The sequence below is a fragment of the Novosphingobium sp. PC22D genome, from assembly GCF_002556635.1.
Lineage (GTDB): Bacteria > Pseudomonadota > Alphaproteobacteria > Sphingomonadales > Sphingomonadaceae > Novosphingobium.
In genome coordinates, this window is the sequence record NZ_MWMO01000003.1 from 93,922 (window position 1) to 119,001 (window position 25,080).

Sequence of the window (25,080 nt, forward strand, 5' to 3'; positions counted from 1 at the left end):
CGACTGACTAGCTCGTGATCGCGATCAGCGCAGAAGCTGCATGACCTGCTCGGTCGCCTGGTTGGCCTGGGCGATCATCGCGGTCGAGGCCTGCGAGAGGATCTGGGCCTTGGCCATCGAGGTGGTTTCCACCGAGTAGTCGGCATCCTCGATCCGCGAGCGCGAATCCGAGAGGTTGGCGACGTTGCTGGTGAGGTTGTTGACCGCCGATTCGAGGCGGTTCTGGCCGGCACCCAGCGAGGCGCGGGTCGCGTTGACGTCGGCGAGTGCGAGGTCGATGTTGTCGATCGTGGTGGTCGCGAGCGCCGAGGTGGTGACGTCGAGCGCGGTGGCGTCGATATTGGTGCCGTCGATCGCGACAGAGGTCAGCGTGACGGTTTCGCCCGAGTTGGCGCCGGTCTGGATGTCGAAGGTGACGTCCGTGCCGGCAGTGGTCGAGAACAGCGTGTTGCCGTTGAACTGGGTGGTGGCGAGAACGTCGGCGACCTGATCGGTGAGCGCGGTGACCTCGGCCTGCATCGCGGTGCGGTCGGAAGCCTGGTACGTGCCCGAGGCCGACTGCACGGCGAGCTCGCGGACGCGCTGGAACATGTTCGAGATCTCGGAGAGCGCGCCTTCCGCGGTCTGCGCGAGGCTGATGCCGTCGTTCGCGTTGCGGATGCCCTGGCTCATGCCCTTGATCTGCGTCGTCATCGACGTGGTGATGGCAAGGCCGGCGGCGTCGTCCTTCGCCGAGTTGATGCGCTTGCCGGTCGAGAGGCGCTCCATCGAGGTGCCAAGCATCTTGTTGGCCGAGATCGAGGCGTTGGTGGCGCGGATCGCGCTGATATTCGTGTTGATGACTGCCATTTTTCGTTTCCCCGATTGTTCGACCGGAATGGGCCGGTCGCCCGCTGCGGTCAGGGGGAAGAACGGCGCGGGCCGGTGAGACTTTAAGGGCCGTGTGATCGAGGGCCGACAAGATGACGCTTGATCGGTTTGGCGAATGCCCGCATTCAGGCGGCCTCGCCCGCCTTTGGGCGCGCTTTCTGGTCAAGGAGCCTGCGCCGCCATGCCATCCGGTCTCGTCGCCCTTCTGGACGACGTCTCCGTCATCGCCCGCGCCGCCGCCGCGTCGATCGACGACGTCGGGGCAGGCGTGGCCAAGGCGGGCACCAAGGCGGCGGGGGTCGTGATCGACGACGCGGCGGTGACCCCGTCCTACGTCACCAATTTCACGCCCGACCGCGAATTGCCGATCATCTGGCAGATCACCAAGGGCAGCCTGCGCAACAAGCTGCTGCTCCTGCTGCCGGTCGCGCTGCTGCTGAGCCAGTTCCTGCCGGCCGCGATCACCCCGCTGCTCATGCTCGGCGGTTTCTACCTCTCGTTCGAGGGCGCGGAGAAGGTGATCGAGAAGCTCGGCGGCGCCAAGCACGGCGAGACGCTGGAGGACACCATCTCCGACCCGGCGACGTTCGAGAAGCAGCGCGTCGCGGGCGCGGTCCGCACCGATCTCATCCTCTCGGCCGAGATCATGGCGATCGCGCTGTCCGAAGTGGCGGACCAGAGCCTCGTGGCGCGCGCGATCATCCTCGCGCTGGTCGGCGTGGTGATCACCGCGGTGGTCTACGGCGCGGTCGCGCTGATCGTGAAGATGGACGACATCGGCCTCCACCTCGCCCGCAAAGATGGCCCCGCAGCGCAGAAGACCGGACGCGGGCTGCTGAAAGCCATGCCGATCGTGCTCAAGCTGCTCGCCTCGGTGGGAACGCTGGCGATGCTGTGGGTCGGTGGCGGCATTCTCCTGCACGGCAGCGAGGAACTCGGCTTCGCCGCGCCCGCGCATCTCGCGCACGCGATCCAGCACGCGGTCGAACACGCGACGGGCGCGCTCGGCGGCGTGCTGGGCTGGCTCGCCTACGCGATCGCCTCTGGCATCGTCGGCCTGATCGTCGGCGCGGTGCTCGCGGTCATCGTGCACCAGGTCGGCAAGCTGCGCGGCGAGAACGCGCACTAGCCGCATTCCGCCATGCTCGCGCATCGCGGCTAATCCGGGCTTTCCCGCTGCTAGGTGCGTTCGCCTAGGACTGGGTCCACGGGCCGAAAAGCCACGCTGTCCTAATGCCTCGCGGACCAACAAGAGCCCATCCAGTCGCGAGGGACGCAAGAGGAATGTCTGTACCACCCTTCATCCATCCCTGCTGGAAGCGGCTCGCCACGGGCGGCCTGCAGGAACTCGAGCTGAGGAATCCGGCAGCGCAGATGATGGCCAAGCGCCTCGATCGGGACCAGCGCACCGAGCTGGTCGACCGCGTTCAGGAAATCCACGAATTCTTTACCCGCTACGAAAGGACCCTGGGGCATGAGCTTTCTCAGTTCGACCGGCTTTGACCGAGTGCGGGTGAACGCCGTCCTGCCGCTGGGCGACGTCGTCTCGCTCATCGCCGGCGGCGCGACCTTGTGCATTGCCGGGCACGAGGACGTCTTGCGCCAGTTGCCCGCCGGCCAGTGGATCGGCGGGACCACGCCTTACGTGATGACCGCCGCCGGCGGTGCGAAGCTCGACCATCAGCACCTCTTCGTCACGGAGCTGGGCGATCTCGGCGAGACGCGCGTGGCGCACTACGGCCCCGACGAAATGGAAAAGATCACCGCCAACACGCCCGACGGCGGCTTCGCGCTGACGGTCATCCCGGCCGGATCGCGCTGTCACGAGCGTTTCGCCCACGACGCGGCGAACTATCCGCAGGCCTTCCTCAAGCCGACCTTCGGCTGGATCGCGGGCCACGATCTCGACCAGCCCGGCGCGAGCGCCAAGGTCTTCGCGGGATCGGGCGAGGCCTGGTCGGGCGATCGCGCCGCAGTGCTTCACGTCGCGCTGCCCGAGGACGTTCTGCCGCATCTCGAGTTCGTCAACCTGTTCGAGCCCGACCGCGTCGAGACGATCCGCTTTCACCAGACGACGTTCGCGCCCGCGCGGGCGATGGTGAACGGCGCCGAGGTTGATTTCGCCGACTACGTGCGCTCGCGCGGACTCGAGCACGGCCAGCTCCCGCTGGTCGGTGATTACTCCGGCGCCTACGTCAATGCCTCGCTGCAGGAGGTCGAGGCCGAGAGGGTGCGGCTCTACGCCCCCGTCTTTCCCGGCGTCGACTACTGCTTCGCCAGGCCGATCGGCGACTATGCCGAGGCATTCGCCGAACGGCTTGCGCAGGTCCCCAGCCAGGGCACGCTGTTCTCGTGCAACTGCATCCTGAACTACCAGTTCGGCGATCTGGCCGGAAAGGCGATCGGCGGCTTCGGCGGACCGATCACCTTCGGCGAAATCGCGTTCCAGTTGCACAACCAGACGTTGATCGAGGTCCGGCTCGTCTAGGCGGCGTGGACATTCCTGCCCGAAACGATCGTCCGCTATCGGGAAATGGGTAAGACTGCTTGAACGACCGGGATGTCGTGGTTAGCGGATATTGAGCTTCATCCGTCATCCCAGCGAAAGCTGGGATCGCTCACGGTTGTGCGAGGTGATCGAACAAGTCCTCCCAGCCAGGGTTCGCTTGCCCGATCAGTTCGACTTTCCAGTCGCGCTTCCATGCCTTCAGCGCCTTTTTACGTGTGATGGCAGCGTCAATCTCGCGATGCGGTGCAACGAGAACGCACCGCTTAAGCCCATACCTGTGCGGTGGAAGGATTTGTCTGAACCAGTTCGATGTTGCGCCATCCGCGAGCCAGATCAGGCGTGCCGCCGAAATAAAGCACGGCGTGAGGCTTGTTAGGCAGAATAGAGGTCCAACCGCCCGTGGCGGAATGTTGGCGCAACTCCTAGAGCGATGCCAGCTTTCGCTGGCATGACGGGTGGAGGATGGGCTCGGTCAGCAATGTCGTCGTGTCCGGTAGTCTGGTTCTTTGCCCGACAAGCCTGATTGCGGGCGTACCGGACCGAAACTGGATTTTTCCACGCCGCCTGGCTCTCGCTTTGCGGGGGCGCTTGTCGGACCGGTCGGCGCGGAGCTAGGGCAGCGCGGCGAGGAGGTCGCGTGCGAAGGCGCTCAGCGTGTCGTCGCGCGCGCCCATGACGACGATCCGGTCGCCGGGGCGGGCCAGTGCGGCGATGCGTTCGCCGCATTCCTCGCGGGCCGCGACGTACTCGGCCGCGCCGCCGGCTTCGCGGATCAGGCCGACGATCCGCTCGCTGCCCTCACTGCGGTCGACGGTCCCGCCGAAGTAGACCGGATCGCAGATGAACGTGCGGTCCTCGGGACCCAGTTCGTGCGCGAAAGTGCGGGCGAGCTGGGCGCCCATCTGGCGCAGCGGGCCGTAGCCGTGGGGCTGGAAGAAGGCGATCACGCGTCCGGGATGCTGCTTGAGCGTGCGCAGCGTCGCGGCGCATTTCTCAGGGTTGTGGCCGAAGTCGTCGATCACCGCGATGCCCGAGGGGCTGGAGCCGACCACGTCGAAGCGGCGTGCGAGTCCCTCGAAGCGCGCCAGCGCGGCGACGGCATCGGCCACCGGCACGTGGCAGGCGCTCGCCACCGCGATCGCGGCAAGCGCGTTGGCGAGATTGTGGCGGCCCGGCATCCGCAAGGCGAGCGCGTGGCGCGATCCGTCACGCCGGTCGAGGACGGTGGCGGCAAGGCCGATCGGTTCGTCGGCCACGCTTCCTGGCTCGACGCCGATCGCCGCCTCGGCGCTGTCGATCCCGAACGAAATGACATCGGGCGAGCGGACCGTGAGCGCGCGCGCCTCCGCATCGTCGAAGTTCACCGCCGCGCGCGGGGCTCGGGCGAGAAAATCGCCGAAGAGCACGCGCAGTTCCTCCATCGACTTGTGATCGAGGCTGACGTTGAGCAGCACCGCGACCTCGGGGCGATAAAGCGCGATCGAGCCGTCGCTCTCGTCGACTTCCGAGACGAAGACGTCGCCTTTGCCGACGCGCGCGCTGGCGAAAGGCGCGTCGGGCGCGACGAGGTTCTTCATCACCGCGCCGTTCATGATCGTCGGGTCACGGCCGGCCTCGATCAGGATCCAGCCGGCCATGCCGGTTACGGTCGACTTGCCGCTGGTGCCGGCGATGCCGATGGCGTGCGGGGCGGCGTTGAACAGGGCGGCGAGCAGTTCGGCGCGGCTCATCCGCTCGCAGCCGAGCGCTCTGGCGCGCGCCATCTCGGGCACGGTGTCCTCGACCGCGGCGGATGCGACGAGCACCTGGCCCGCCGAGGCGATCCCGCTGCCGTCTTGCGGGAAGAGGCGGATGCCCTGCCGTTCGAGCCAGTCGAACTTGGCGGCGCTGCGCCCCTGATCGCGGCTGCGATCCGACCCGGCGATCTCGGCTCCCAGTCCGTTGAGGATCAGCGCGAGCGGCAGCATGCCCGAGCCGCCGATGCCGCAGAAGAACCAGGGGCGATCGGTGAGGGCGGGGGGTGTGTCGGCGAGTGTGTCGGCAGGCGTCATGGAGAATGCGGTATGCGCGCTTGCCTGCGCTGACAACCTCGATAGGAGCGTTCTTCCATGACCCGTATCGCTGTTTGTGCTCCGTCCACGCCGATCACGCCCGAAGATGCGGAGCGCGTCACCGCGCTGGCCGCGGCCGAGTTCCCGCAAGTCGCGCTGAGCTTCCACCCGCAATGCTTCGCGGCGTCGGACCACTTTGCAGGAACGGACGAGGAGCGGCTCGCCGCCTTCGTCGACTGCGCCAACGATCCCGCCATTGATGCGGTGTGGTTCGCGCGTGGCGGCTACGGCGCCTGCCGCATCGCCGAAGACGCGATCGCGCACCTAGCGCCATGCGCGAGCGAGAAGACCTGGCTCGGCTTTTCGGACGCGGGCTATCTGCTCGGCGCGCTCTATCGCGAGCGGATCGGGCGGCCGGTCCACGCGCCGATGGTTTCGTGCATTCGCCGCGAGGGCGGGGATGAGGCGATCCGCCGCGTGCTCGACTACCTCGCGGGCGGCAAGACCGGCATCGAAACATGCGTCGACCCGCATCCTCGCGTGGCTTTCAACCTCATGACGTTGGCGATGATGGGCGGAACGCGGCTGATGCCCGGGCTCGCCAATCATGTCGTGCTGGTCGAGGAGGTCTCCGAGTATCTCTATGCCGTCGACCGGCTGTTCTTTCACCTGACCGCGCATCTCGGCGGGATCGCCGGGCTCATGCTCGGGCGGGTCTCGGAGGTGCCCGAAAACCAGCGCCCGTTCGGCGCCACGCCCGAGCAGATTGCGCGCCACTGGTGCGATCGCCACGCGATCGCCTTCCTCGGAACCGCCGATATCGGGCACGATTCGGACAACAAGATCGTGCCATTCGGGCTTGCCAGCGACGCATAAGCGCAATAGTCCGCCCCGCCACATCCAAAATAGGTCGCATGCGCTCATAGGCGCACCCGGCATGACGCGCCGGACAACGGAGTGGACTTACGATGCGAGCATTTTTGTTTCCGGGGCAGGGGAGCCAGAAAGTCGGCATGGGCGCCGAGCTCGCCGAGGCGAGCGCGGTCGCGCGCCAGGTCTTCGAGGAAGTCGACGACGTGCTCGGCCAGAACCTGTCGCGGATCATGCGCGAGGGCCCCGAAGACGAGCTGACGCTCACCGAGAACGCGCAGCCTGCGATCATGGCGCACGCGATCGCCTGCCTGCGGGTGCTGGAGAAGGAAGGCGGCATCGCGATCGCCGACAAGTGCGATTTCGTCGCCGGCCACTCGCTCGGCGAATACACCGCGCTGTGCGCCGTGGGCGCCTTCAGCCTTGCCGACACCGCGCGGCTGCTCAAGCTGCGCGGCCGCTCGATGCAGGCGGCGGTGCCCGTGGGCCTGGGCGCGATGGCGGCGCTGCTCGGCGCCGACATCGAGAAGGCGACCGCGCTCGCCGCAGCGGCCGCGCAAGGCGATGTCTGCGAAGTCGCCAACGACAACGATCCGTCGCAAGTCGTGCTCTCGGGCCATGCCGGCGCGATCGAGCGGGCGATCGGCCTGGTCAAGGAGTACGGCATCAAGCGCGGCATGGCGCTGCCCGTTTCCGCTCCGTTTCACTGCAGCCTGATGCAGCCTGCCGCCGATGCCATGGCCGAGGCGCTGGCGAAGACGCCCGCCGGTCCGATGCGCCTTCCGCTCTTCGCCAACGTCACCGCCGGGATGGTCTCCGATCCGGCGGAAGTCACGCGCCTGCTCGTTGCGCAGGTGACGAGCCGGGTGCGCTGGCGCGAGAGCGCGATCGCGATGCGCGAGGCGGGCGTCGAGACCTTCGTCGAGTTCGGTGGCAAGGTTGTCGGCCCGATGATCAAGCGCAGCGCGGGCGAGGTCGAAGTCGCCTCGGTCATGTCGATGGCGGACATCGAGCAACTGGCCAAGGCGCTCTGATCGCGGCTACAGCGCTGGATGCGAAAGAACGCAACGAGGGAAGGAATGCGATGTTCGATCTGCACGGAATGACCGCGCTGGTGACCGGGGCGTCGGGCGGAATCGGCTCGTCGATCGCGCGTGCGCTGGCCGCGCAGGGCGCCCGTCTCGCGGTCTCGGGCTCGAATCAGGCGAAGCTGCGCGCGTTCCGCGACGAACTCGACGAGCACTCGCCGCACCATCACCAGGAAGTCGATCACATCGCCATCGCCTGCGACCTGTCCGACCCAGATGCGGTCGAAAAGCTCGTTCCCGCCGCGATCGATTCGCTCGGCAAGCTCGACATCCTCGTCAACAACGCGGGCATCACCCGCGACAATCTCGCGATGCGGATGAAGGACGAGGAATGGGACGCGGTGATCCGCGTGAACCTCGAATCCGCCTTCCGGCTGATGCGCGCGGCGACCAAGCCGATGATGAAGGCGCGCTTCGGCCGCATCGTCAACATCACCTCGATCGTCGGCACCACCGGCAATCCGGGGCAGATGAACTACTGCGCGGCCAAGGGCGGGATCACCGCGATGTCGAAGAGCCTGGCGCAGGAGATCGCCACGCGCGGCGTTACCGTCAACTGCGTGGCGCCCGGCTTCATCCGCACCGCGATGACCGACGTCCTGCCCGATGCGCAGAAGGACGCGCTGAACGCCAAGATTCCGATCGGTCGAATGGGCGAGGGCGACGAGATCGCCTCGGCGGTGGTCTATCTCGCCTCGAAGGAGGCGAGCTACGTCACCGGGCAGACACTCCACGTCAACGGCGGCATGGTGATGGTCTGACGGAGTCGTTCGGGATTCCGGCTCGGTGCGGCTGAATCAGGCGTGGGCCGGTGCGGCTTGCGCGCGAGCGGCTGAGGCCCGATCGCGGTCGGACAAGGCGATTTTTCGCAGCCCTTATCCCCAGATTCGGCCCGCTGCGGGGACTCTTTACTTGCCGCTCGACTTCGTAACGCTAGAGAGGATGGTCCGTAACTGACGGTTATCCGTCCGGCCGACAAGGGGACATGAGGCTGAAATGAAGGCCACGATCGAACGTTCAACCCTGCTGCGGTGCCTCTCCCACGTGCAGTCCGTCGTCGAGCGGCGCAATACCATTCCCATCCTCTCGAACGTGCTGATCGAGGCTGCGGCCGACGGCGCGCTCAAGATCATGGCGACCGACCTCGATTTGCAGGTGGTCGAGACGCTGAGCGCGGTCTCGGTCGAGGCGCCCGGTGCGATCACCGTTTCGGCGCACCTCCTGTTCGACATCGCCCGCAAGCTGCCCGAGGGCAGCCAGGTAAGCCTGGACTCGGCGGACAACCGGATGCTGGTCAAGGCCGGGCGCAGCCGCTTCCAGCTTCCGACGCTGCCGCGCGACGACTTCCCGATGATCGCCGAGGGCGAACTGCCCACCAGCTTCGAGATTGCGGCGGCCACGCTCGCGCAGATGATCGACCGCACGCGCTTCGCGATCTCGACCGAGGAAACGCGTTACTACCTCAACGGCATCTTCCTCCACGTCACCGACGAGGAGTTCAAGGCCGCCGCCACCGACGGGCACCGCCTCGCGCGCTTCACCCTGCCGCGCCCCGAGGGTGCGCAGGGCATGCCCGACGTGATCGTGCCGCGCAAATGCGTCGCCGAACTGCGCAAGCTGCTCGAAGAGGCGCTCGACACCAGCGTGCTGATCGACCTGTCGGCCACAAAGATCCGATTCACGCTCGGCGGCGAGAACGGGGTGGTCCTGACCAGCAAGCTGATCGACGGGACATTCCCCGATTATTCCCGTGTTATTCCAACAGGTAACGACAAGCTTCTCAAGCTCGACCCGAAGACCTTCTATGAAGGCGTCGACCGCGTCGCGACGATCGCCACCGAAAAGACCCGCGCGGTCAAGATGGCGCTCGAGCCCGACAAGGTGACGCTGTCGGTGACCTCGCCTGACAACGGCACCGCCGCCGAGGAACTTCCCGCGGCCTACGCCTCGGACGGTTTCGAGATCGGCTTCAACGCGAACTATCTCAAGGACATCCTCGGCCAGATCGAGGGCGACAGCGTCGAACTGCATCTCGCCGACGCCGGCGCGCCGACGCTGATCCGCCAGAACGAGAAGAGCGAGGCGCTCTACGTGCTGATGCCGATGCGCGTCTGACGGCGGCGAAATAGGGCGGAGCGCGGGCCTCGCCCTATTTCGCCGGGTCTGGCTGCTTGCGCCCCAGCGTGCCGATCATGTGATCGACCTGGACGAACTTCTCGCGCGGACTGCCCTCGCGCGCGTTCGCGATCTCTGCCTCGTCGATCTTCTGCCAGTCGGTGAATTTGATGAAGTCGAGGCCCTTGCGCGCCGCCAGCGCCTCGAAACCCGGGCGGCCGGGCTTGGTGGCGCCTTCGCCGATGTCCGCGGCGACCTTCTCGATGATCGCGAAGCCATCTGGCCGGTTGGTGCCGATCGTTCCGGTGGGGCCGCGCCGCGCCCAGCCGACGCAGTAGAGCCCCGGCGCGATCCGGCCGTCCTCGTTGGCGAAGCGGCCGTTCTTCGCGTCGTAGGGCACCTCGGCGATGGGCGAGGTCTGATAGCCGATGCACGAGATCACCAACCCCGCCTCGACGCGATAGACCTCGCCGGTGCCGACCGCGCGACCGTCGTCGAGCCGCGTGCGTTCGACCTCCACCGCATCGACGCGATCCTCGCCGAGGATCGCGCGCGGCGAGGCGAAGAAATCGAACTCGATCACCACGTCCTTTTCGGAGCAGGGCGCCTCGTTCGCGGCGAAGGTGCGCAGATGGCCCACGGACTTGCGCGTACCGGGCTCGAGCGAATCGTCCAGCGCCGCGTCGGGCAGGTCGGCGCGATCGACGCGGGGGCAGGCGCGCGCGAGCTTGCCCAGCTCGCCCAGTTCCTTGGGCGTCATCGCGATCTGATGCGGCCCGCGACGGCCGAGGATGACGATGCGGCGGATCGTCGAGGCGTGCAGCGCGTCGAGCGCGTGGCTGACGATGTCGCTGCCGGCGAACTCGTCGCGCGATTTGGCGAGAATCCGCGCGACGTCGAGCGCGACGTTGCCGTTGCCGATAACGACGGCGGTGTCGTGCGAGAGTGCGGGGTCGAGATCGGCGAAATTGGGATGCCCGTTGTACCAGCCGACGAAGGCGGCGCTTCCGAAGACGTTGGGCAGGTCTTCGCCCGCCAGCCCGAGCTTGCGGTCGCCCGGTGCGCCGGTCGCGAGGATGACCGCGTCGTAAAGTTCCTGGAGCTCGGCGACGGTTACGTCGGTACCGACGTTGATGTGGCCGACGAAGCGGACGTTGTCCGACTGCGCGGTGGCTTCGTAGCGTCGCGATACGCCCTTGATCGACTGGTGATCGGGCGCGACTCCGCTGCGAATCAGGCCGAAGGGCACCGGCAAGGCGTCGAAGATGTCGACATGCACGTCCTCGCCCCATTGCTTGACCGCCGCTTCGGCGGTGTAATAGCCCGCTGGGCCCGACCCGACGATGGCGATCTGCCGCACAATTCCTCTCCTTTTTTCGATGCTTGGACGCAAGGCAAGCATGGCCGTGCCCGGTTCGGCAAGCAAAAAGGCGCCCGTGCCGGTTGCGCGAACCGGGACTTGCGGCCGCAGGGCCGGATCGGCGTCGATTTCGGATAACGAAGGATCGTGCCGCTTAACCGTTTCGCAAGCGCGCGGAGGGCATGGAACCGGGATGAGCAAGACCAGCGGATCTTCGCGCGCGCGAACGCGCGCAACGGCGACGTCGGTCGCCGAAGAAGACAGGCGGTCGGCTCCTCACGCTCAGCCGCCCTCGCAGGGGCGCAGTGCGATCCTCAAGTCCTTCCTGCCCGGGCGGCTGACCAGCGATCCGTTGCATTTCTTCGTCTCGCCCGAATGGAGCTACATGGCGCCGACCATCGTCGGCGCGCTCGTCGTGATCGGTGCGATCTCGCGCTCGATACCCGATCCCTTGACGGTGACCCTGGTCGTGCTTGGCGTGGTCGTCACCGCCTGCGCGCCCCAGTTGGCCCGGCTCGAACAGAGTTTCGGACCGAGTAGCTGGCTGCGCTACCTGGTCATGTTGGCCACGGTCGGGTTGCCGATGGGGCTTACCGGGACGGCCTTCGCGCATTGGACGGTGACGACCGGAGCGCTCGACTGGGATGTCTCCGCTCCCGTTCTGGTCGTTCTCGGAATGGTCGCCACGAGCCTGCTCAATGCCCGCATGGTCTCGATCATCGCCGCGACCATGGGGCTTTGGATCGGCCCGGCGGTCTATGGCGATTCGTACAAGAGTCTGGTGATCCTCGGCGTTGCCGCGGTCCTGGGGATCAGGATTGCCATCTGGCACGTGCGCAAGGCCGGGATCGTGGCGATGAACCGTGCCCAGAAAGAACGCGCCCGTGCCCGAGCCGAGGAACTTCTCGCCGAATACGAGGCGACCGGGCAGGGCTGGTTCTGGGAGACCGACCGCCGCGGCCTGCTCACCTATATCTCGCCGCGGATCTGCAAGCTGCTCGGCCGCAGGGCGGGCGACCTCGTGGGCAAACCGCTGACCGATCTGTTCGAACTCGGCCCCGGGGTGCAGGAGAGCGAGCGTACGCTCGTGTTCCATCTCAACACCCGCTCCTCGTTCCAGGATCTGCAGGTCAAGGCGGCAACGCGCGAGAAGGACGAGCGCTGGTGGTCGATCACCGGCGCGCCGGTCCACGACCAGTACAAGAACTTCATGGGCTTTCGCGGCTCGGGCATGGACCTGACCGAGCATCGGCGTTCGCAACGCCACGTCGTGGAACTGGCGCGACTGGATTCGCTGACAAAGCTCGCCAATCGCTTTCAGATGTCCGAATGGCTCGAGAAGATCCTCGGCGCGCCGCGGGCGGAGGACAGATCCTGCGCCGTCTTCCTGCTCGACCTCGATCGCTTCAAGCAGGTGAACGACACCATGGGGCACCCGGCGGGCGACGCCTTGCTCAAGCAGGTCGCCGACCGGCTGCGTTCGGCGGTCGGCGATGCGGGTCGGGTGGGACGCCTCGGCGGAGACGAGTTCCAGGTCCTGCTCCACGGGCGCGCGCCGCGCGACGATCTCGAGCATCTCGCCAGGCGGATCATCGAGACGCTCTCGCAGCCCTATTCGATCGATGGCAGCCGCGTGAGCATCGGTGCATCGCTCGGCATCGCGATCTGTCCCGAACACGGCACCACATCCGAAGCGATCATCCGCAATGCCGACCTCGCGCTCTACGCGGCCAAGGACGGCGGCCGCGGGCGCCACCACGTCTACGCCGAAGACCTGCACACCGACGCGCGCGAGCGTCAGCAGCTCGAGCAGGATCTGCGCGACGCGATCGCCCAGGGCGGCCTCGAGCTCGCCTACCAGCCGCAAGTGCGCGTAACCACCGAGAAGATCACCGGCTTCGAGGCGCTGCTGCGCTGGAACCACCCCACGCTTGGCTATCTCTCGCCCGCCAAGTTCGTGCCGATCGCCGAGGATGCCGGCCTCATCACGGCGATGGGCGAATGGGCGCTGCGCACCGCCTGCCGTGACCTCGCCGGCTGGCCGCGCGAGGTGCGCGTGGCAGTCAACGTATCGCCGCTCCAGTTCGCCAACCCGTTGCTGCCCGCCATCGTCACCAGCGCGATCGCGGGCGCCGGGATCGAGGCCTCGCGGCTGGAACTCGAGATCACCGAGAGCGTCTTCCTCAACGACGACAAGTCGACCGAGGCGATGTTCGCCGCGCTCAAGGGCGTGGGAGTGCGTCTGGCGCTTGACGACTTCGGCACGGGCTATTCCTCGCTCGGCTATCTGAAGAAGGCGCCGTTCGACAAGATCAAGATCGACCAGAGCTTCGTGCGCGGCGCGACCGTCGAGGCCAACCGCAATCGCGCGATCATCTCGTCGATCGTGAGCCTGGCCGAAGCGCTCGGCATGGAAACGACCGCGGAAGGCGTGGAGACTTTCGACGAACTCGATCTCATCCGCACGCTGGGATGCAGCCACATCCAGGGCTTCATCTACGAACGCCCCCTCAATGCCGCGGCCGCGAGCGCGCGGCTGGCCTCGGGTCTCACCGCGGTGGCGCGCGGACCCCAATCAGCCCGCGCGCCCCGCCAGACGATGCTGCGCAAGGTCGTGCTCGCCTACGGACCGAAGGAATACGCCGGAACGATCCGCAACATCTCGCGGACCGGCGCGATGATCGAGGGCATCTGGAATGTGCCGGTGGGCACCGTCTTCTCGGTGCGTCTGGCCGACGACTACGTCGTCCAGGCGACGGCGAGGTGGTGCAAGGAAGACCGCATGGGCATGCAGTTCGCCCTGCCGCTCGAGCTCGACGAGGCGGGCGGTGTGAGCTTCGTTCCGCCCAAGCCCGGCAAGGTACAGCCACCGCCGCTGCGCAAGGTTGGCTGACAGCCTCGCGAAGCGCTGCTAACGGCGCTTCATGACCGAACTCTCGCAGATCCGCAATTTCAGCATTATTGCACACATCGACCACGGCAAGTCGACCCTCGCCGACCGGCTGATCCAGCTCACCGGCGGCCTCACCGAGCGCGAGATGTCCGCGCAAGTGCTTGATAACATGGATATCGAGCGCGAGCGCGGGATCACCATCAAGGCCCAGACGGTGCGGCTGAACTACACCGCCAAGGACGGCCAGACCTACGAACTCAACCTCATGGACACGCCCGGCCACGTCGATTTCGCCTACGAGGTCTCGCGCAGCCTCGCCGCCTGCGAGGGCGCGCTGCTGGTGGTCGACGCCGCGCAGGGGGTCGAGGCGCAGACGCTCGCCAACGTCTACCAGTCGATCGAGCACGATCACGAGATCGTCCCCGTCATCAACAAGATCGACCTGCCCGCCGCCGAGCCCGACAAGGTCAAGGCCGAGATCGAGGACATCATCGGCATCGACGCCAGCGACGCGGTGCTCACCAGCGCCAAGTCGGGCATCGGCATCGAGGACGTGCTCGAGGCGGTGGTCCGGCGCATCCCGCCGCCGCAGGGCGACCGCGACGCGCCGCTGAAGGCCATGCTCGTCGATTCCTGGTACGACCCCTACCTCGGCGTCGTCATCCTCGTGCGGGTGATGGACGGGGTGATCAGGAAGGGCCTGCAGGTCCGCTTCATGCAGGGCGGCACCGACCACCTGATCGACCGCGTCGGCTGCATGACGCCCAAGCGCATCGACCTGCCCGAGATCGGCCCGGGCGAGATCGGCTTCATCACCGCGCAGATCAAGGAAGTGGAGCACGCCAAGGTCGGCGACACCATCACCACCACCAAGAACGGCGCCGCCAAGCCGCTGCCCGGCTACAAGGAAGTGCAGCCGGTGGTGTTCTGCGGCCTGTTCCCGGTCGACGCGGCGGACTTCGACAAGCTGCGCGAATCGATCGGCAAGCTGCGCCTCAACGACGCCAGCTTCAGCTACGAGACCGAAAGCAGCGCGGCGCTCGGCTTCGGCTTCCGCTGCGGCTTCCTGGGGCTGCTCCACCTCGAGATCATCCAGGAGCGGCTGACCCGCGAATACGACATCGACCTCATCACCACCGCGCCCAGCGTCGTCTACCGCATCCAGCTCAACAAGAGCAAAACCGACGACGCGCGCGAGATCCTGCTGCACAACCCCGCCGACTACCCCGATCCCAGCCGCATCGCCCAGATCGACGAGCCGTGGATCAAGGCGACGATCTACACGCCGGACGAATACCTCGGGCCGATCCTCAAGCTGTGCCAGGACCGGCGCGGCATCCAGCGCGACCTTACCTACGTCGGCGGCCGCGCCCAGGCTACCTACGAGCTGCCGCTCAACGAAGTGGTGTTCGACTTCTACGACAGGCTGAAGTCGATCTCGCGAGGCTACGCCAGCTTCGACTACGAGCAGATCGGCTTGCGCGAAGGCGACCTCGTGAAGATGAGCATCCTCGTCAACAACGAGCCGGTCGACGCGCTCTCGATGATCGTCCACCGCTCGGTCGCCGAAAGCCGCGGTCGCCACATGTGCGAGCGCCTCAAGGACCTCATCCCGCGCCACCTGTTCAAGATCCCGATACAAGCCGCGATCGGCGGCAAGGTCGTCGCCCGCGAGACGATCAGCGCCATGCGCAAGGACGTCACCGCCAAGTGCTACGGCGGCGACATCACCCGCAAGAAGAAGCTCCTCGAGAAGCAGAAGAAGGGCAAGGCGAAGATGCGCGAGTACGGGAATGTGAGCATCCCGCAGGAGGCGTTTATTGCCGCCTTGCGCATGGGGGAGGAGTGAAGGCGCCTAAGCGACGTTCGCAAAGCGAACGGTAGCTTGGAAGCCGGTCCGCGCAGCGGATTACCCGACCCGGCCGGCCTCGCCGCAGGCGAGGTTCGACGGCGTGGCTTCGCCACGACGGAAAGGCCGGAAGGCGGAACAGAAGCAAAAATAGAAAATGCGAGGGCCATCGCCCTCGCGCTCCCAATAATGAGTGCTTAATGCTTAAGCAGCGTCTTGGCTAAGACCCGTTATTTCGACGAATAGGTGCTGCGCAAGCGGCGAAACGTCACTGTCGATCTATGCCGCAATGCCGTTGCCGTGCCGATCCGCTACACGTTTCTGGACGGTCGCCGCATTTCACGGCGAAAAGCAATGACTTCAAAACTTCAAACGTAGGGATCTGACTTTAAGCGCTCGTCAATTCTGAAAGCCATTTCATACATGATGTCGTAAACAGCTGACTCAAAACTGCGATAATAAGAAATCTCAGAGACAATATCTCGCTTTCCGTGTGCGATTTTGTTTCGTCTATGTACTAATGTCGAGATCTTCACCTTGTGATCATATAAAGCATCGATATTAATATCGGCATCTTCGAGCAATGTTTTTAGTACATTGGGCCATAAATTTGACTTCGTATCAACTTCGGGAAATTCCGGCGAAGCGCTATCAAATTCGGCAGAAAAATTTTCGATTTGTTTTAAAAATGGTTCAATTTCGAGCGTTCGCAGCTTCTTCAATTTTTTCCCTAAAGCAAATACACGTGTTTTTAGTGGAAGGCTACCACACTGCACAATTGCCCTCGTTGCATAATCATAAAAGATTGTAAGTGAGGTCTTTGAGAAGCCTTCATAATGTGCATATAAAAGTGCCCAAGAAGCTCTGAGTAGAACGTCTTTTTGGACATCGCTTATATCTCTTCTTGCCAGCAACAGCTTTAATGATCCAAGCTCTGCCTCGCGCCAACTCAAATCATCTGTGATTACATCAAGCGGGGGCCTCATCACTGAGGTGCTCCTGCACAACTTGAATCCTCTGTTGTAATTTGGCGATAGTATTGGCGCCTGGGCCCGTGGCGTTTTTAAAACCTTCGCTTTCAAAAGCAGATTGCAGGCGCGATAAGAGGTCTTCGGCCGCGATGCTGCGGAGTTCGTCGTATCGCTCGACAAATGCCACGCAAACCGCTTCATAGTACGCGGGGGCTAGGCGTCCCGTCGCTTCACCATGCGAATTGAATCGAGTAAATGCTTGATCGCCTAGTTTCGTAGAAATCACGGCAAAAGTTCTCTCGAATAGCGATGTCATGGCATCATGGTCAAATTCGGACCGTTCGAAGAGGATATCTTCCATATATCCATCAAGCCACTCTTCGATATTTCCTTTGAAGGTATCGCGGGAGTTCATCAGCGCGAAGAATCTAAGAACCAGCTCTTCATTTGCTCTCTGTTCCACCATTGTCGCAGGAAGGCGCGCCGTGGCAGTGACGAAGCTTTCCACCTGAGCAAGGGATTGCAGAAGTTCGTAAAATTCTGCTCCGCCGCCCACCATTCTCGAAGAACAATTTCGAATCTCTTGGGCAGATAATAAGGAACCGCCGGTATTGAGCCTTTTAAACAGCTCATACTTCACGAAAGCGTCACCAGATCTGTTAATAATGGTGGCCCTAATCGGCGTTCTTTTGATTTTGAGCCGTGTGACGGTATCAATAGTCTTCATGGTTTTGCCGTTTAGGCCACGGATAAAGTCACATCCTTCGAGGACCAGCTCGGGCTGGTCAATGGCTTCATGATCAAGAAATTGAAGAACTGAACTGGTGCGCTGCAAGCCATCAATCAACTCGAGAATGCCAGTTTCATTTTCAATTAAAAAGATTGGCGGAATAGGTAAGCCCATGATGATTGACTCGATGAGCCGTGACCTCTGCTCGTTCGACCATCGGAACAATCTTTGATATTCTGGTCGAATAACGACCTCAGCATCACGATGCAGATTGAGAAGCTCGCCAAAAGAGAAATCCACTGCTGTAGTGCGGATTTCTCGCTCATGAATGTTTTCGTGGTTATCAGTCAATTTAAGGGTGCCCTCTAGGAACTGATATGCACGCTACATGCTGGTTCGTGGGTCAGCAATATCTTGTCGATGGATTTAATGCGCTCACATTACAGATCGTGCGCGCCTATCGCTTGCCTCTCTTCCATCCCCCGTTCCTCATCGCACGGCACCGTGACTTCGTGCGTCACTGCGTCGCCGGGCTTGCCTTGCGCGTAGTCTAGGGCTTCGGTGAGGCCCTGCCGGATGTTGTCGCATGCGCTCATGGCAGGCAAATTCTGCATATCTGCCCTCAAGTCAACGCGGGATAGGCCGCAAATGGCGGCGTCAGGTAAAGGCCGTTTCCCGCTTGCGGGAGGGGTTTGGGGGGGGGGGTGGCGCAACGCGGTGATGGCCCATCCCGCTGCGACTAGGCTCACCTGCGGTTCGCCAAATCTCGCTGCCCTCCCGCAGGCGGGAGGGCGAGGGTTGAGCGCAAAGGCTCGGCTCCGCGCCAAGCACCCGGGAGCGCGAGGGTAATAACCCTCGCATAACCCCTTCCTTCCCCTTCACTTCTCTGCCCGATCCTCATCCCAAGGCATCGTGTACCCCTTCTTGTCCTCGCGGTGGCTGCGCTGGTTCGCCTCTACAGGCGGCGGGTTTCGGGGCTCATGCTGTCGTGCTGGGCCTTGCGCATGCGGTCGATCCTGGCGTCGATCGAGGCAAGGACCGCGTCGTTGTACACGCGGCGGGTGCCGACGAGCTTTCCGTACGAATACACCGGCACCTCGATGCCGTGGATCGCGCGTGACCCAAAGTGCCGATTTGCCGCGCGCAGATCGGACGGGGACGATATTCTCCAGCCGTCGTGGCGCTGGCAGCGGCGCGGGACGGGGGTGAAGGCGGGCAGGGTGCGGGTCGACCTGGGGTGCGGGCGGTCACGATCATCGGCGGGCTCTCCGGTGCGGAAAGCCGGGGCGGATGCCGCGCGGGGTGCGGGCAGGAGAACGGTTTCGCCGCGCCCGGCGCCCCAGCCGCGCGGGCCCCGGGGCCTGCTGTGACATAGTTCACATTGAACGACTCGGCCGGATTTGGCATGACAGGTTCAGGGAAAACGGGGTTTCTACTGGAGGGAATGCCGATGCCGGCCTTCTCGAGGGGCGCCGCGGGCCGTGCGGGTCCGGGGCGCGTAGCGACATATCTGCGGATCGTGCTGGCGGCGCTGGGCGCCTGCCTCGCGCTCTGGGCCATGCCCGTCGAGGCCGCGCGCAAGGTCGCGCTGGTGATCGGCAACGCGCAGTATGCCAACACCACCAGCCTCGACAATCCGCCCAACGATGCGCGCATCGTCGCCCAGTCGGCGCGGCAGGCGGGCTTCGACGTCACGCTGGTCGAGAACCTGTCGAACGGCCAGTTCCAGCAGGCCCTGCGCGAGTTCCGCATCCGCGCCGACGGCTCTGACATCGCGATGATCTACTATGCCGGCCACGCGATCGAGGGGCAGGGCCGCAACTGGCTGATCCCCACCGACGCGCGGCTCGAGACCGAGTTCGACCTGCCTTACGAAGCGATCAACCTCGACCGGCTGCTCGAAAGCGTCACCGGCGCGCAGACGCGGGTGCTCGTGCTCGATTCCTGCCGCAACAACCCGTTCGGCAACTCGTGGCGGCGCGGCGTGCGCGCGGTAGGGCAGGGCCTCTCGGGCATCGAGATCGACGACGTGCTGATCATCTTCGCCGCCGCGCCCGGACAAGTCGCGCAGGACGGCGAGGGGGCGAACTCGCCCTTCGCCGCCTCGCTTGCCCGCCGCCTGCCCGAGCCGGGGCTGCCGGTGCAGCTTCTGGGCGGCGCGATCCGCGACGACGTGCTCGCCTCGACCGGGGGCAAGCAGCGCCCCTTCGTCTCGGCGAGCATGACCGGCACGCCGATCTACATCGTCCCCGCGCGCACCGCGGCCGCGCCGCAATCGGCCAACGATCGCACCGCGCTCGAGGCGCTGGCCTGGCAGGGCGCCGTCGCGGCCAATTCGGTCGGCGCCTACCGCTCGTTCCTCGGCCAGTTCCCCGACGGCCTGTTCGCCGGCATGGCGCGCGACAACATCCGTGCCTTGCAGGCCGACGCGCCCGCGCTGGCGAGCGCGGTGCGCCCCGGATACGCGCGCACTCCGGCGGTCAACGACGGTCCTGCGCCCGGCCCGCAGGTCCGGCCCGACAACACCGCGATCTTCTCGATCGACCCCGATCGCGCGCAGCCCGCGCCCGGCGCCGCCGATCCCGCCCCGCGCCTCGCCGCGGCGGCGCCCGAGACGCCGTCTCAGCCCGCGCCCGCGGCCAGCGACTTCGCCACGCCGCGCCCCGCGCCGATGCAGGTCCCGCCCTCGGGCGTACCCGGCTCGCTGGTCGAACTGAACGCGCTGCGCGCTTCGCAGCCGCTGCCGACGATGCCCGCGACGCCGCGCTTTTCCGATGTCGATTATCCCGGCTGCCGCGACGATTACGCGGCGGTCGCCGATCCGATCGAGAAGGTCAACGCGATCAACCGCTGCACGGTGGCGCTCGACCAGTACTATGCCGGCCCGCTGATGCGCTTCCGCCAAGAGATGATGCGGCACCAGGATGCGATCTCACGGCTCTATACCGAGCAGGTCGGCGGCAATCCGGTGTACACGCCCGAAGACCAGCAGGGCTTCTTCCGGGCGATGCGCGCCGAACACGCAGCATCCAACCCGGAAGGGCCCAACTTCGCCGCGTATCGCGAGACCGAGCGGCGCTACGAGACCGATCGGGATTTCATGGCGGGCAAGTATTGCGAATATGCCGGGTGCGGTCCCGGCGGTCAGCCGATCGCGGGCAACTGAGAGGCGATCGCGCAAGGCGCGCGGCCCGACCAAGCCAGGCAGGTGCCGGCGCCGGTCTCGCGGGCTCAGTCCGCCGGGAGCAACCGCTCGATCCGCGCAAGGGCGCGCTGGCCGTAGGACTTGACGCGATTGTTCGCGGGATAGATACGCGGCGGCGAGGGCGTGAGCCCGAGGTGGCGCAGCCGGCGGTTCATCCGGCAGGCGTCGGCGTGGTGAAAGCTCCACTCGCTGCGCCAGGTCAGCGACAGCGAGACTGACACTTCGTCGTGGGTCTGCACCCAGTGCGGCGCGAGGATCGGAACGTAGATTCCTTCGCCGGGCGCGATGCTGATCTCGCGCGAGCGCGTGCGCCAGGCTTCGTTCCACGGCAGGTTGCGCGGCCCGCCGGCGAAATAGGCCTCGAAGAATTGCTGGCTGACGATTTCGGGATCGGCGGTGGGAAACAGCGTCATCGTCTTCGAACCGCGCGCCTGGAACAGGATGTTGTATTCGGGATCGAAATGGAGCGGCGTGACCGCGCGCGGACTGGAAATGAAGATGAACGCCTCGAACCGCAGCATCGCGCCCGTCACGGGTTCGACGACGGGAGCGATCTCGCCGAGCACGTCGGCCATCAGACGGGCATAGGCCGGGTCCTGCTCGATGGACTTGAGCAGCACCCAGGAACCGCAGGTCTCGATCCGGGCGATCGTTTCGTGCACGTCGAGGCCGGTGTAGGGCGTTTCGGCATTGCTGATGCCAAGCGGCAGATCGACCGCGGCGTTGTGTTCGAGCGAAGCGGGCCGCATGCGCCGCGCCAACCCGGCCAGCGCATCGAGTGACAGCAGCGGATGGTCCGCGATCGCGTGGCTCAGCTTCGCCGGAGCGAGCGGGTAGGCATCGCCGAGACCATCAAGCGCCGACTGCGGGAATGCATTGCCTGCCAAGGACACCTCCGTCGCTGAGCAGGCTAGGCCAACAAAGTAAACGAACGATCAAGCATGGCGACTGTTGCGGTTTTGTCGCATTAACAGATATTCAACGATATCGGGAACGGAATGTGTGACGAGCGCATTTCTGATTTTTTGGGAGTCTCGATGAGGGCGAAGTCACGCATGTGGCGTCGGCGGGACTCGCGCAAGAGCGACACCGATTCAGCCAGCGGGGACGACATGTTCGAGACGCTTACTGAAAAGCAACGGGAAGTCATGGACTTGTTGGTCGAGAACCACACCAGCAAGGAGATCGCCGCCAAGCTCGGGATCTCGGAAAGTGCGGTCAATCAGCGGATCGAGGCGGTCCGCATGCGCATGGGCGGAGTGGTTCGGTCGGAGCTGGCCAGGGCCTACCGCCAGTATCGCACCGAGGAACCGGATGGTCATGATGATATATCTAACGATATATATCCAGCTTCCACGATACCGCGACGGGAGATCCGCGTCGCGAGCCAGCGACGCGGCGATGTAACCGCCAGGTTCTTGCGGATGGTGGGGATCGCCTGCGGAATTCTTCTCCTGGGACTACTGGCATTGGGGGTGGCGCGACTGGCGAAGATCCTGTCATGATTGGTCCTGCGCCCCGTCATTCATGATCCGGGTAGCGATCCTCGCTTCGGTGTTCGCGGCGGCGCTTATTGCCGCAACCGTTTATCGGCGATGTCCGGGCGCGCTGCGCTGGCTCGCCGCGGCGATGTTGTGCAAGGCGATCGTCCGGTCGGCGGGCGCGACGGCCATGCATCCGCAAACGACATCGGACGCATTGCTGGTCGCGATCGACCTGGCCCTTTCCCTGGCGATCATCGCGATCGCGCTGCGCGACGACCGCGCAGATACGCTCCTGATCGGCGGGGCGCACATCGCCGGCCTGGCGGGAAACCTGCCTCTCCTGCTGTTCGGTTCGCTGGTGGAACCGGCGCGGATCGTCCTGTTCGACGTGCCCTCGATCATCGCGGCACTGGCGCTGACTTTCGCGGTGATCGAATGCGCGCGGCGCGATCCCTATCGCCGTCATCGGTAGATTGGATACATTACGGCGAATTTTCCTTGCTCCAGACCGGTCGAGGCGCCACACGGGCTCTCAAGTGACACGATCACGGAGAGGAAGGCCCCATGGGCAGGCAACTGCATCTCATCAGCTTCGAAATCCATTCGCCGATCAATCATACCGTTCTGAGCTGGGCGGCGCCCGGCGATGACCGGCTCGAGGCCCTGTCCGATCTGAAGAAGTGGCAGAAACTCGCCCGGACGCTCGAGCGAGGCATGTTCGATGGTCTCTTCTTTGCCGATACGCCGGGTGTTTTCGATCGCTACCGCGAAAGCCACGAGGACGCGGTGAAGTACGGCGTCTGCTGGCCGAGCCATGATCCGGTGGTGCTGCTTTCGGCGCTTGCGGCCTCGACCGAGCACCTCGGGCTCGCGGCGACGATGTCGACCACCTCGTTCAAGCCGTGGACCATCGTGCGCCAGCTTTCGACCGTGGACTACCTTTCGGGCGGCCGCGTCGGGTGGAACATCGTCACCGGCCACTTGCGCGGCGAGCATCGCGCGATCGGATACAAGGACGTGATGGAGCACGACCGGCGCTATGACGCCGCCGATGAATTCATGCAGGTGTGCTACGCCTTGTGGGATTCGATCGGGGAGGGCGCGATCCTCGCCGACCGCGCGACCGGGATCTATGCCGATCCCGACAAGGTCAGGTTCGTGGATTATCACGGCGAGTTCTTCGACTGCGAGACCGTCGGCCCGGTGCTGCCTTCGCCACAGCGGCGGCCGGTGCTGTTCCAGGCGGGCACTTCGGGCCGGGGTCTGAGATTCGGGATCGAGCACGGCGACGTCGTCTTCGCGATCCAGCCCAACCTGCCGGGCATGATGCGCTACATGGGGCAGCTCGCCGAGGCCTCGGCTCAGATGGGGGTCAAGGCGCCGGGCGTCGTCTTCGGCGTCCAGCCGATCCTGGGCGGCACCGAGGAGGAAGCGCAGCGCAACTTGCGCGATCTGATCGAACGCATGCCGCTCGAGGGTTGCCTGGCGCGGCTGTCGGGCACGATGGGGGTCAACTTCGAGGGCATCGATCTCGACAAGCCGATGCGCGAGCAGGCGACCAACGCCTCGCAAGGGCTGATGAAGGCCTTCACCTCGGTGCTCGGAGACCGGCCCTTCACCTTGCGCGAGGTCGCGCTGAAATGGGGGCTTTCGGTGGGCATGCCGCAAGTCGTCGGCACGCCCGAGCAGGTCGCCGACGAGCTTGAGCGGATCTGGCGCGAGACCGGCTGCCACGGCTTCAACATGACTCCCAACATCATGCCCAAGTCGGTCGAGGACTTCGTCGACGAGGTCGTGCCGATCCTCCAGAAGAAGGGCATCTACCGCACCGAGTACGAGGGTACGACGTTCCGCGAGAACCTTGGGCTCGACCCTTTTGACTGAGGCCGCGCGCCATGGCTGATGTGACGCGTCGGGCCCACAACATCGCGCAGCTTCGCGCGCTCGCGAAGGCGCGCCTGCCGCGCGCGATCTTCGAGTTCATCGAGCGGGGCACCGAGGACGACGACCTGATCGCGCGCAACGTCGCCGCGCTGCGCGACCTGCGGCTGCTGCCGCGCACCTTGCGCGACGTGTCGCGGCGCGATGCCGGGATCGAACTGTTCGGCCGCAAGCAGCCGCTGCCGCTGGTGATCGCGCCGACCGGCGTCTCGGACCTCCTGTGGCATCACGGCGAGCGCGCCATCGCGCGCGCGGCCGCGCGGGCGGGCATCCCCTTCACCCAGACCACCAGTTCGACCACCAGCTTCGCCGATATCGCCGGGTGTGCGACGAGCGGCCACTGGATGCAGATGTACCTGTGGGAACGGCGCGACTTGTCGTGGCGGGTCGTCGAGGCGGCGGGAGAGGCGGGCGCCGAGGTGATCGTGCTCACCGTCGACACGCCGATGTGGCCGCTGCGCGAGTTCAACAAGCGCGCCGGGATGGGCAATCCGGTGCGCGTCAACCGTGTGCTGGTGAGCGACTTCCTCAAGCGGCCGCGCTGGTGCGCGGGCGTGCTCGCGCGCTATTATCTGAGCGGCGGCCTGCCGCAGTTCGCCAACTATCCGAGCGAGGTCGGCCGCAAGCTGACCGGCACCGTCAGCCGCGTCGCGAACTCGGCCTCGGTCTCGTGGGACGACGTTGCCGAACTGCGCCGCCGCTGGCCGGGCAAGCTGGTGCTCAAGGGCATCCTCAGCCCTGAGGACGCGAGGCTGGCGCTCGATCACGGGGTCGACGGTATTGCCGTTTCGAACCACGGCGGGCGCAACTTCGATTCCTCGCCGCCCGCGATCGCCATGCTCCCGGCGATCGTCGACGCCGTGCGCGATGGGCTGACGGTGCTGTTCGACAGCGGCGTGCGGCGTGGCGCGGACGTCGCCAAGGCGATGGCGCTGGGCGCCAAGGCGGTGCTGATCGGCCGGGCCACGCTCTACGGCTGCGCGGCGGGCGGCGAGGCGGGCGCCGCGCACGCGATCGATCTGCTGCGAGGCGAGATCGACGTCGCCATGGCCATGCTCGGCGTCACCCGGCTCGACCAGCTCGACCGCAGCTACGTGATGCCGGGTGCGGCCGGGCCGTGCTCCGCGTAACGGCGCGGGCCCGA

At 65.3% G+C, this 25,080-nt stretch carries 22 protein-coding genes; 14 read left to right on the forward strand and 8 right to left on the reverse strand.

Annotation, left to right across the window (positions count from 1 at the left end):
* Window positions 1-24 precede the first annotated feature (24 nt).
* Window positions 25-849: a flagellin gene (locus tag B2G71_RS07100; RefSeq protein WP_098105052.1), complete on the reverse strand. Its 825-nt coding sequence runs from the start codon at window positions 847-849 to the stop codon at window positions 25-27.
* Between the two features lie 202 nt (window positions 850-1,051).
* Here B2G71_RS07100 and B2G71_RS07105 point away from each other — a divergent pair, with 202 nt between their 5' ends.
* From B2G71_RS07105 to B2G71_RS07115, 3 genes are all read left to right on the forward strand, one after another.
* Window positions 1,052-1,999 carry a DUF808 domain-containing protein gene (locus B2G71_RS07105; protein WP_098105053.1) on the forward strand — a complete coding sequence of 316 codons (948 nt, stop codon included), beginning with the start codon at window positions 1,052-1,054 and terminating at the stop codon, window positions 1,997-1,999.
* A gap of 155 nt (window positions 2,000-2,154) precedes the next feature.
* Window positions 2,155-2,373, forward strand: a complete 219-nt coding sequence (locus B2G71_RS07110; RefSeq protein ID WP_098105054.1) for a hypothetical protein — start codon at window positions 2,155-2,157, stop codon at window positions 2,371-2,373.
* Complete coding sequence (locus B2G71_RS07115; RefSeq protein ID WP_206049340.1) at window positions 2,345-3,358, forward strand: hypothetical protein; 1,014 nt, start codon at window positions 2,345-2,347, stop codon at window positions 3,356-3,358. The genes B2G71_RS07110 and B2G71_RS07115 overlap by 29 nt, the downstream gene beginning before the upstream one ends.
* 632 nt (window positions 3,359-3,990) lie before the next feature.
* Here B2G71_RS07115 and B2G71_RS07125 read toward each other — a convergent pair.
* On the reverse strand, window positions 3,991-5,430 hold the full coding sequence (locus B2G71_RS07125) for a Mur ligase family protein (RefSeq protein WP_098105056.1): 1,440 nt from the start codon (window positions 5,428-5,430) through the stop codon (window positions 3,991-3,993).
* Window positions 5,431-5,487: 57 nt separating this feature from the next.
* On the opposite strand from B2G71_RS07125, the gene B2G71_RS07130 reads away from it, so the two are divergent.
* The 4 genes from B2G71_RS07130 to dnaN all read left to right on the forward strand — a co-directional run bounded on the left by B2G71_RS07130 (window position 5,488) and on the right by dnaN (window position 9,503).
* Window positions 5,488-6,306 carry an LD-carboxypeptidase gene (locus B2G71_RS07130; RefSeq protein ID WP_098105057.1) on the forward strand — a complete coding sequence of 273 codons (819 nt, stop codon included), beginning with the start codon at window positions 5,488-5,490 and terminating at the stop codon, window positions 6,304-6,306.
* Window positions 6,307-6,398: 92 nt separating this feature from the next.
* On the forward strand, window positions 6,399-7,334 hold the full coding sequence (gene fabD, locus B2G71_RS07135) for an ACP S-malonyltransferase (RefSeq protein WP_098105058.1): 936 nt from the start codon (window positions 6,399-6,401) through the stop codon (window positions 7,332-7,334).
* A 50-nt stretch (window positions 7,335-7,384) separates the two neighbouring features.
* Entirely contained in the window at window positions 7,385-8,149 is a 765-nt protein-coding gene (fabG, locus tag B2G71_RS07140) for a 3-oxoacyl-[acyl-carrier-protein] reductase (protein WP_098105059.1), read from the forward strand.
* Between the two features lie 235 nt (window positions 8,150-8,384).
* Complete coding sequence (gene dnaN / locus B2G71_RS07145) at window positions 8,385-9,503, forward strand: DNA polymerase III subunit beta (RefSeq protein ID WP_098105060.1); 1,119 nt, start codon at window positions 8,385-8,387, stop codon at window positions 9,501-9,503.
* A 34-nt stretch (window positions 9,504-9,537) separates the two neighbouring features.
* On the opposite strand, the gene B2G71_RS07150 is transcribed toward dnaN, so the two are convergent.
* Window positions 9,538-10,863 carry an FAD-dependent oxidoreductase gene (locus B2G71_RS07150; protein WP_098105061.1) on the reverse strand — a complete coding sequence of 442 codons (1,326 nt, stop codon included), beginning with the start codon at window positions 10,861-10,863 and terminating at the stop codon, window positions 9,538-9,540.
* A 193-nt stretch (window positions 10,864-11,056) separates the two neighbouring features.
* Between B2G71_RS07150 and B2G71_RS07155 the strand changes: the two genes are divergently transcribed.
* Window positions 11,057-13,756: an EAL domain-containing protein gene (locus tag B2G71_RS07155; RefSeq protein ID WP_098105062.1), complete on the forward strand. Its 2,700-nt coding sequence runs from the start codon at window positions 11,057-11,059 to the stop codon at window positions 13,754-13,756.
* 31 nt (window positions 13,757-13,787) lie between these two features.
* Window positions 13,788-15,605 carry a translation elongation factor 4 gene (gene lepA / locus B2G71_RS07160; protein ID WP_098105063.1) on the forward strand — a complete coding sequence of 606 codons (1,818 nt, stop codon included), beginning with the start codon at window positions 13,788-13,790 and terminating at the stop codon, window positions 15,603-15,605.
* A gap of 368 nt (window positions 15,606-15,973) precedes the next feature.
* Here the strand turns inward: lepA and B2G71_RS07165 are convergent, their stop codons facing one another.
* The 4 genes from B2G71_RS07165 to B2G71_RS24745 all read right to left on the reverse strand — a co-directional run bounded on the left by B2G71_RS07165 (window position 15,974) and on the right by B2G71_RS24745 (window position 18,396).
* On the reverse strand, window positions 15,974-16,591 hold the full coding sequence (locus B2G71_RS07165) for an MAE_28990/MAE_18760 family HEPN-like nuclease (protein ID WP_098105064.1): 618 nt from the start codon (window positions 16,589-16,591) through the stop codon (window positions 15,974-15,976).
* Window positions 16,575-17,657 (reverse strand): DUF262 domain-containing protein, encoded by a 1,083-nt coding sequence (locus tag B2G71_RS07170; protein ID WP_206049342.1) that lies wholly within the window; start codon window positions 17,655-17,657, stop codon window positions 16,575-16,577. Before B2G71_RS07170 ends, B2G71_RS07165 begins: the two co-directional genes overlap by 17 nt.
* 89 nt (window positions 17,658-17,746) lie before the next feature.
* Complete coding sequence (locus B2G71_RS24040; protein WP_168176294.1) at window positions 17,747-17,902, reverse strand: hypothetical protein; 156 nt, start codon at window positions 17,900-17,902, stop codon at window positions 17,747-17,749.
* Between the two features lie 359 nt (window positions 17,903-18,261).
* Window positions 18,262-18,396, reverse strand: coding sequence for a hypothetical protein (locus tag B2G71_RS24745; protein ID WP_276306910.1), 135 nt, complete (start codon window positions 18,394-18,396; stop codon window positions 18,262-18,264).
* Window positions 18,397-18,756: 360 nt separating this feature from the next.
* Here B2G71_RS24745 and B2G71_RS07175 point away from each other — a divergent pair, with 360 nt between their 5' ends.
* Complete coding sequence (locus B2G71_RS07175) at window positions 18,757-20,472, forward strand: caspase family protein (protein ID WP_168176295.1); 1,716 nt, start codon at window positions 18,757-18,759, stop codon at window positions 20,470-20,472.
* Window positions 20,473-20,537: 65 nt separating this feature from the next.
* Here B2G71_RS07175 and B2G71_RS07180 read toward each other — a convergent pair whose 3' ends face one another.
* Window positions 20,538-21,398: a cupin-like domain-containing protein gene (locus B2G71_RS07180; RefSeq protein WP_098105066.1), complete on the reverse strand. Its 861-nt coding sequence runs from the start codon at window positions 21,396-21,398 to the stop codon at window positions 20,538-20,540.
* A 225-nt stretch (window positions 21,399-21,623) separates the two neighbouring features.
* On the opposite strand from B2G71_RS07180, the gene B2G71_RS07185 reads away from it, so the two are divergent.
* From B2G71_RS07185 to B2G71_RS07200, 4 genes are all read left to right on the forward strand, one after another.
* Window positions 21,624-22,016, forward strand: a complete 393-nt coding sequence (locus tag B2G71_RS07185) for a helix-turn-helix transcriptional regulator (protein WP_098105282.1) — start codon at window positions 21,624-21,626, stop codon at window positions 22,014-22,016.
* Window positions 22,017-22,038: 22 nt separating this feature from the next.
* Window positions 22,039-22,467, forward strand: coding sequence for a hypothetical protein (locus B2G71_RS07190; RefSeq protein ID WP_098105067.1), 429 nt, complete (start codon window positions 22,039-22,041; stop codon window positions 22,465-22,467).
* A 92-nt stretch (window positions 22,468-22,559) separates the two neighbouring features.
* A complete protein-coding gene (locus B2G71_RS07195; RefSeq protein WP_098105068.1) occupies window positions 22,560-23,879 on the forward strand; it encodes an NtaA/DmoA family FMN-dependent monooxygenase in 1,320 nt (439 codons plus the stop codon).
* Window positions 23,880-23,890: 11 nt separating this feature from the next.
* Window positions 23,891-25,066 carry an alpha-hydroxy acid oxidase gene (locus B2G71_RS07200; RefSeq protein ID WP_098105069.1) on the forward strand — a complete coding sequence of 392 codons (1,176 nt, stop codon included), beginning with the start codon at window positions 23,891-23,893 and terminating at the stop codon, window positions 25,064-25,066.
* The last annotated feature ends 14 nt before the right edge of the window (window positions 25,067-25,080 follow it).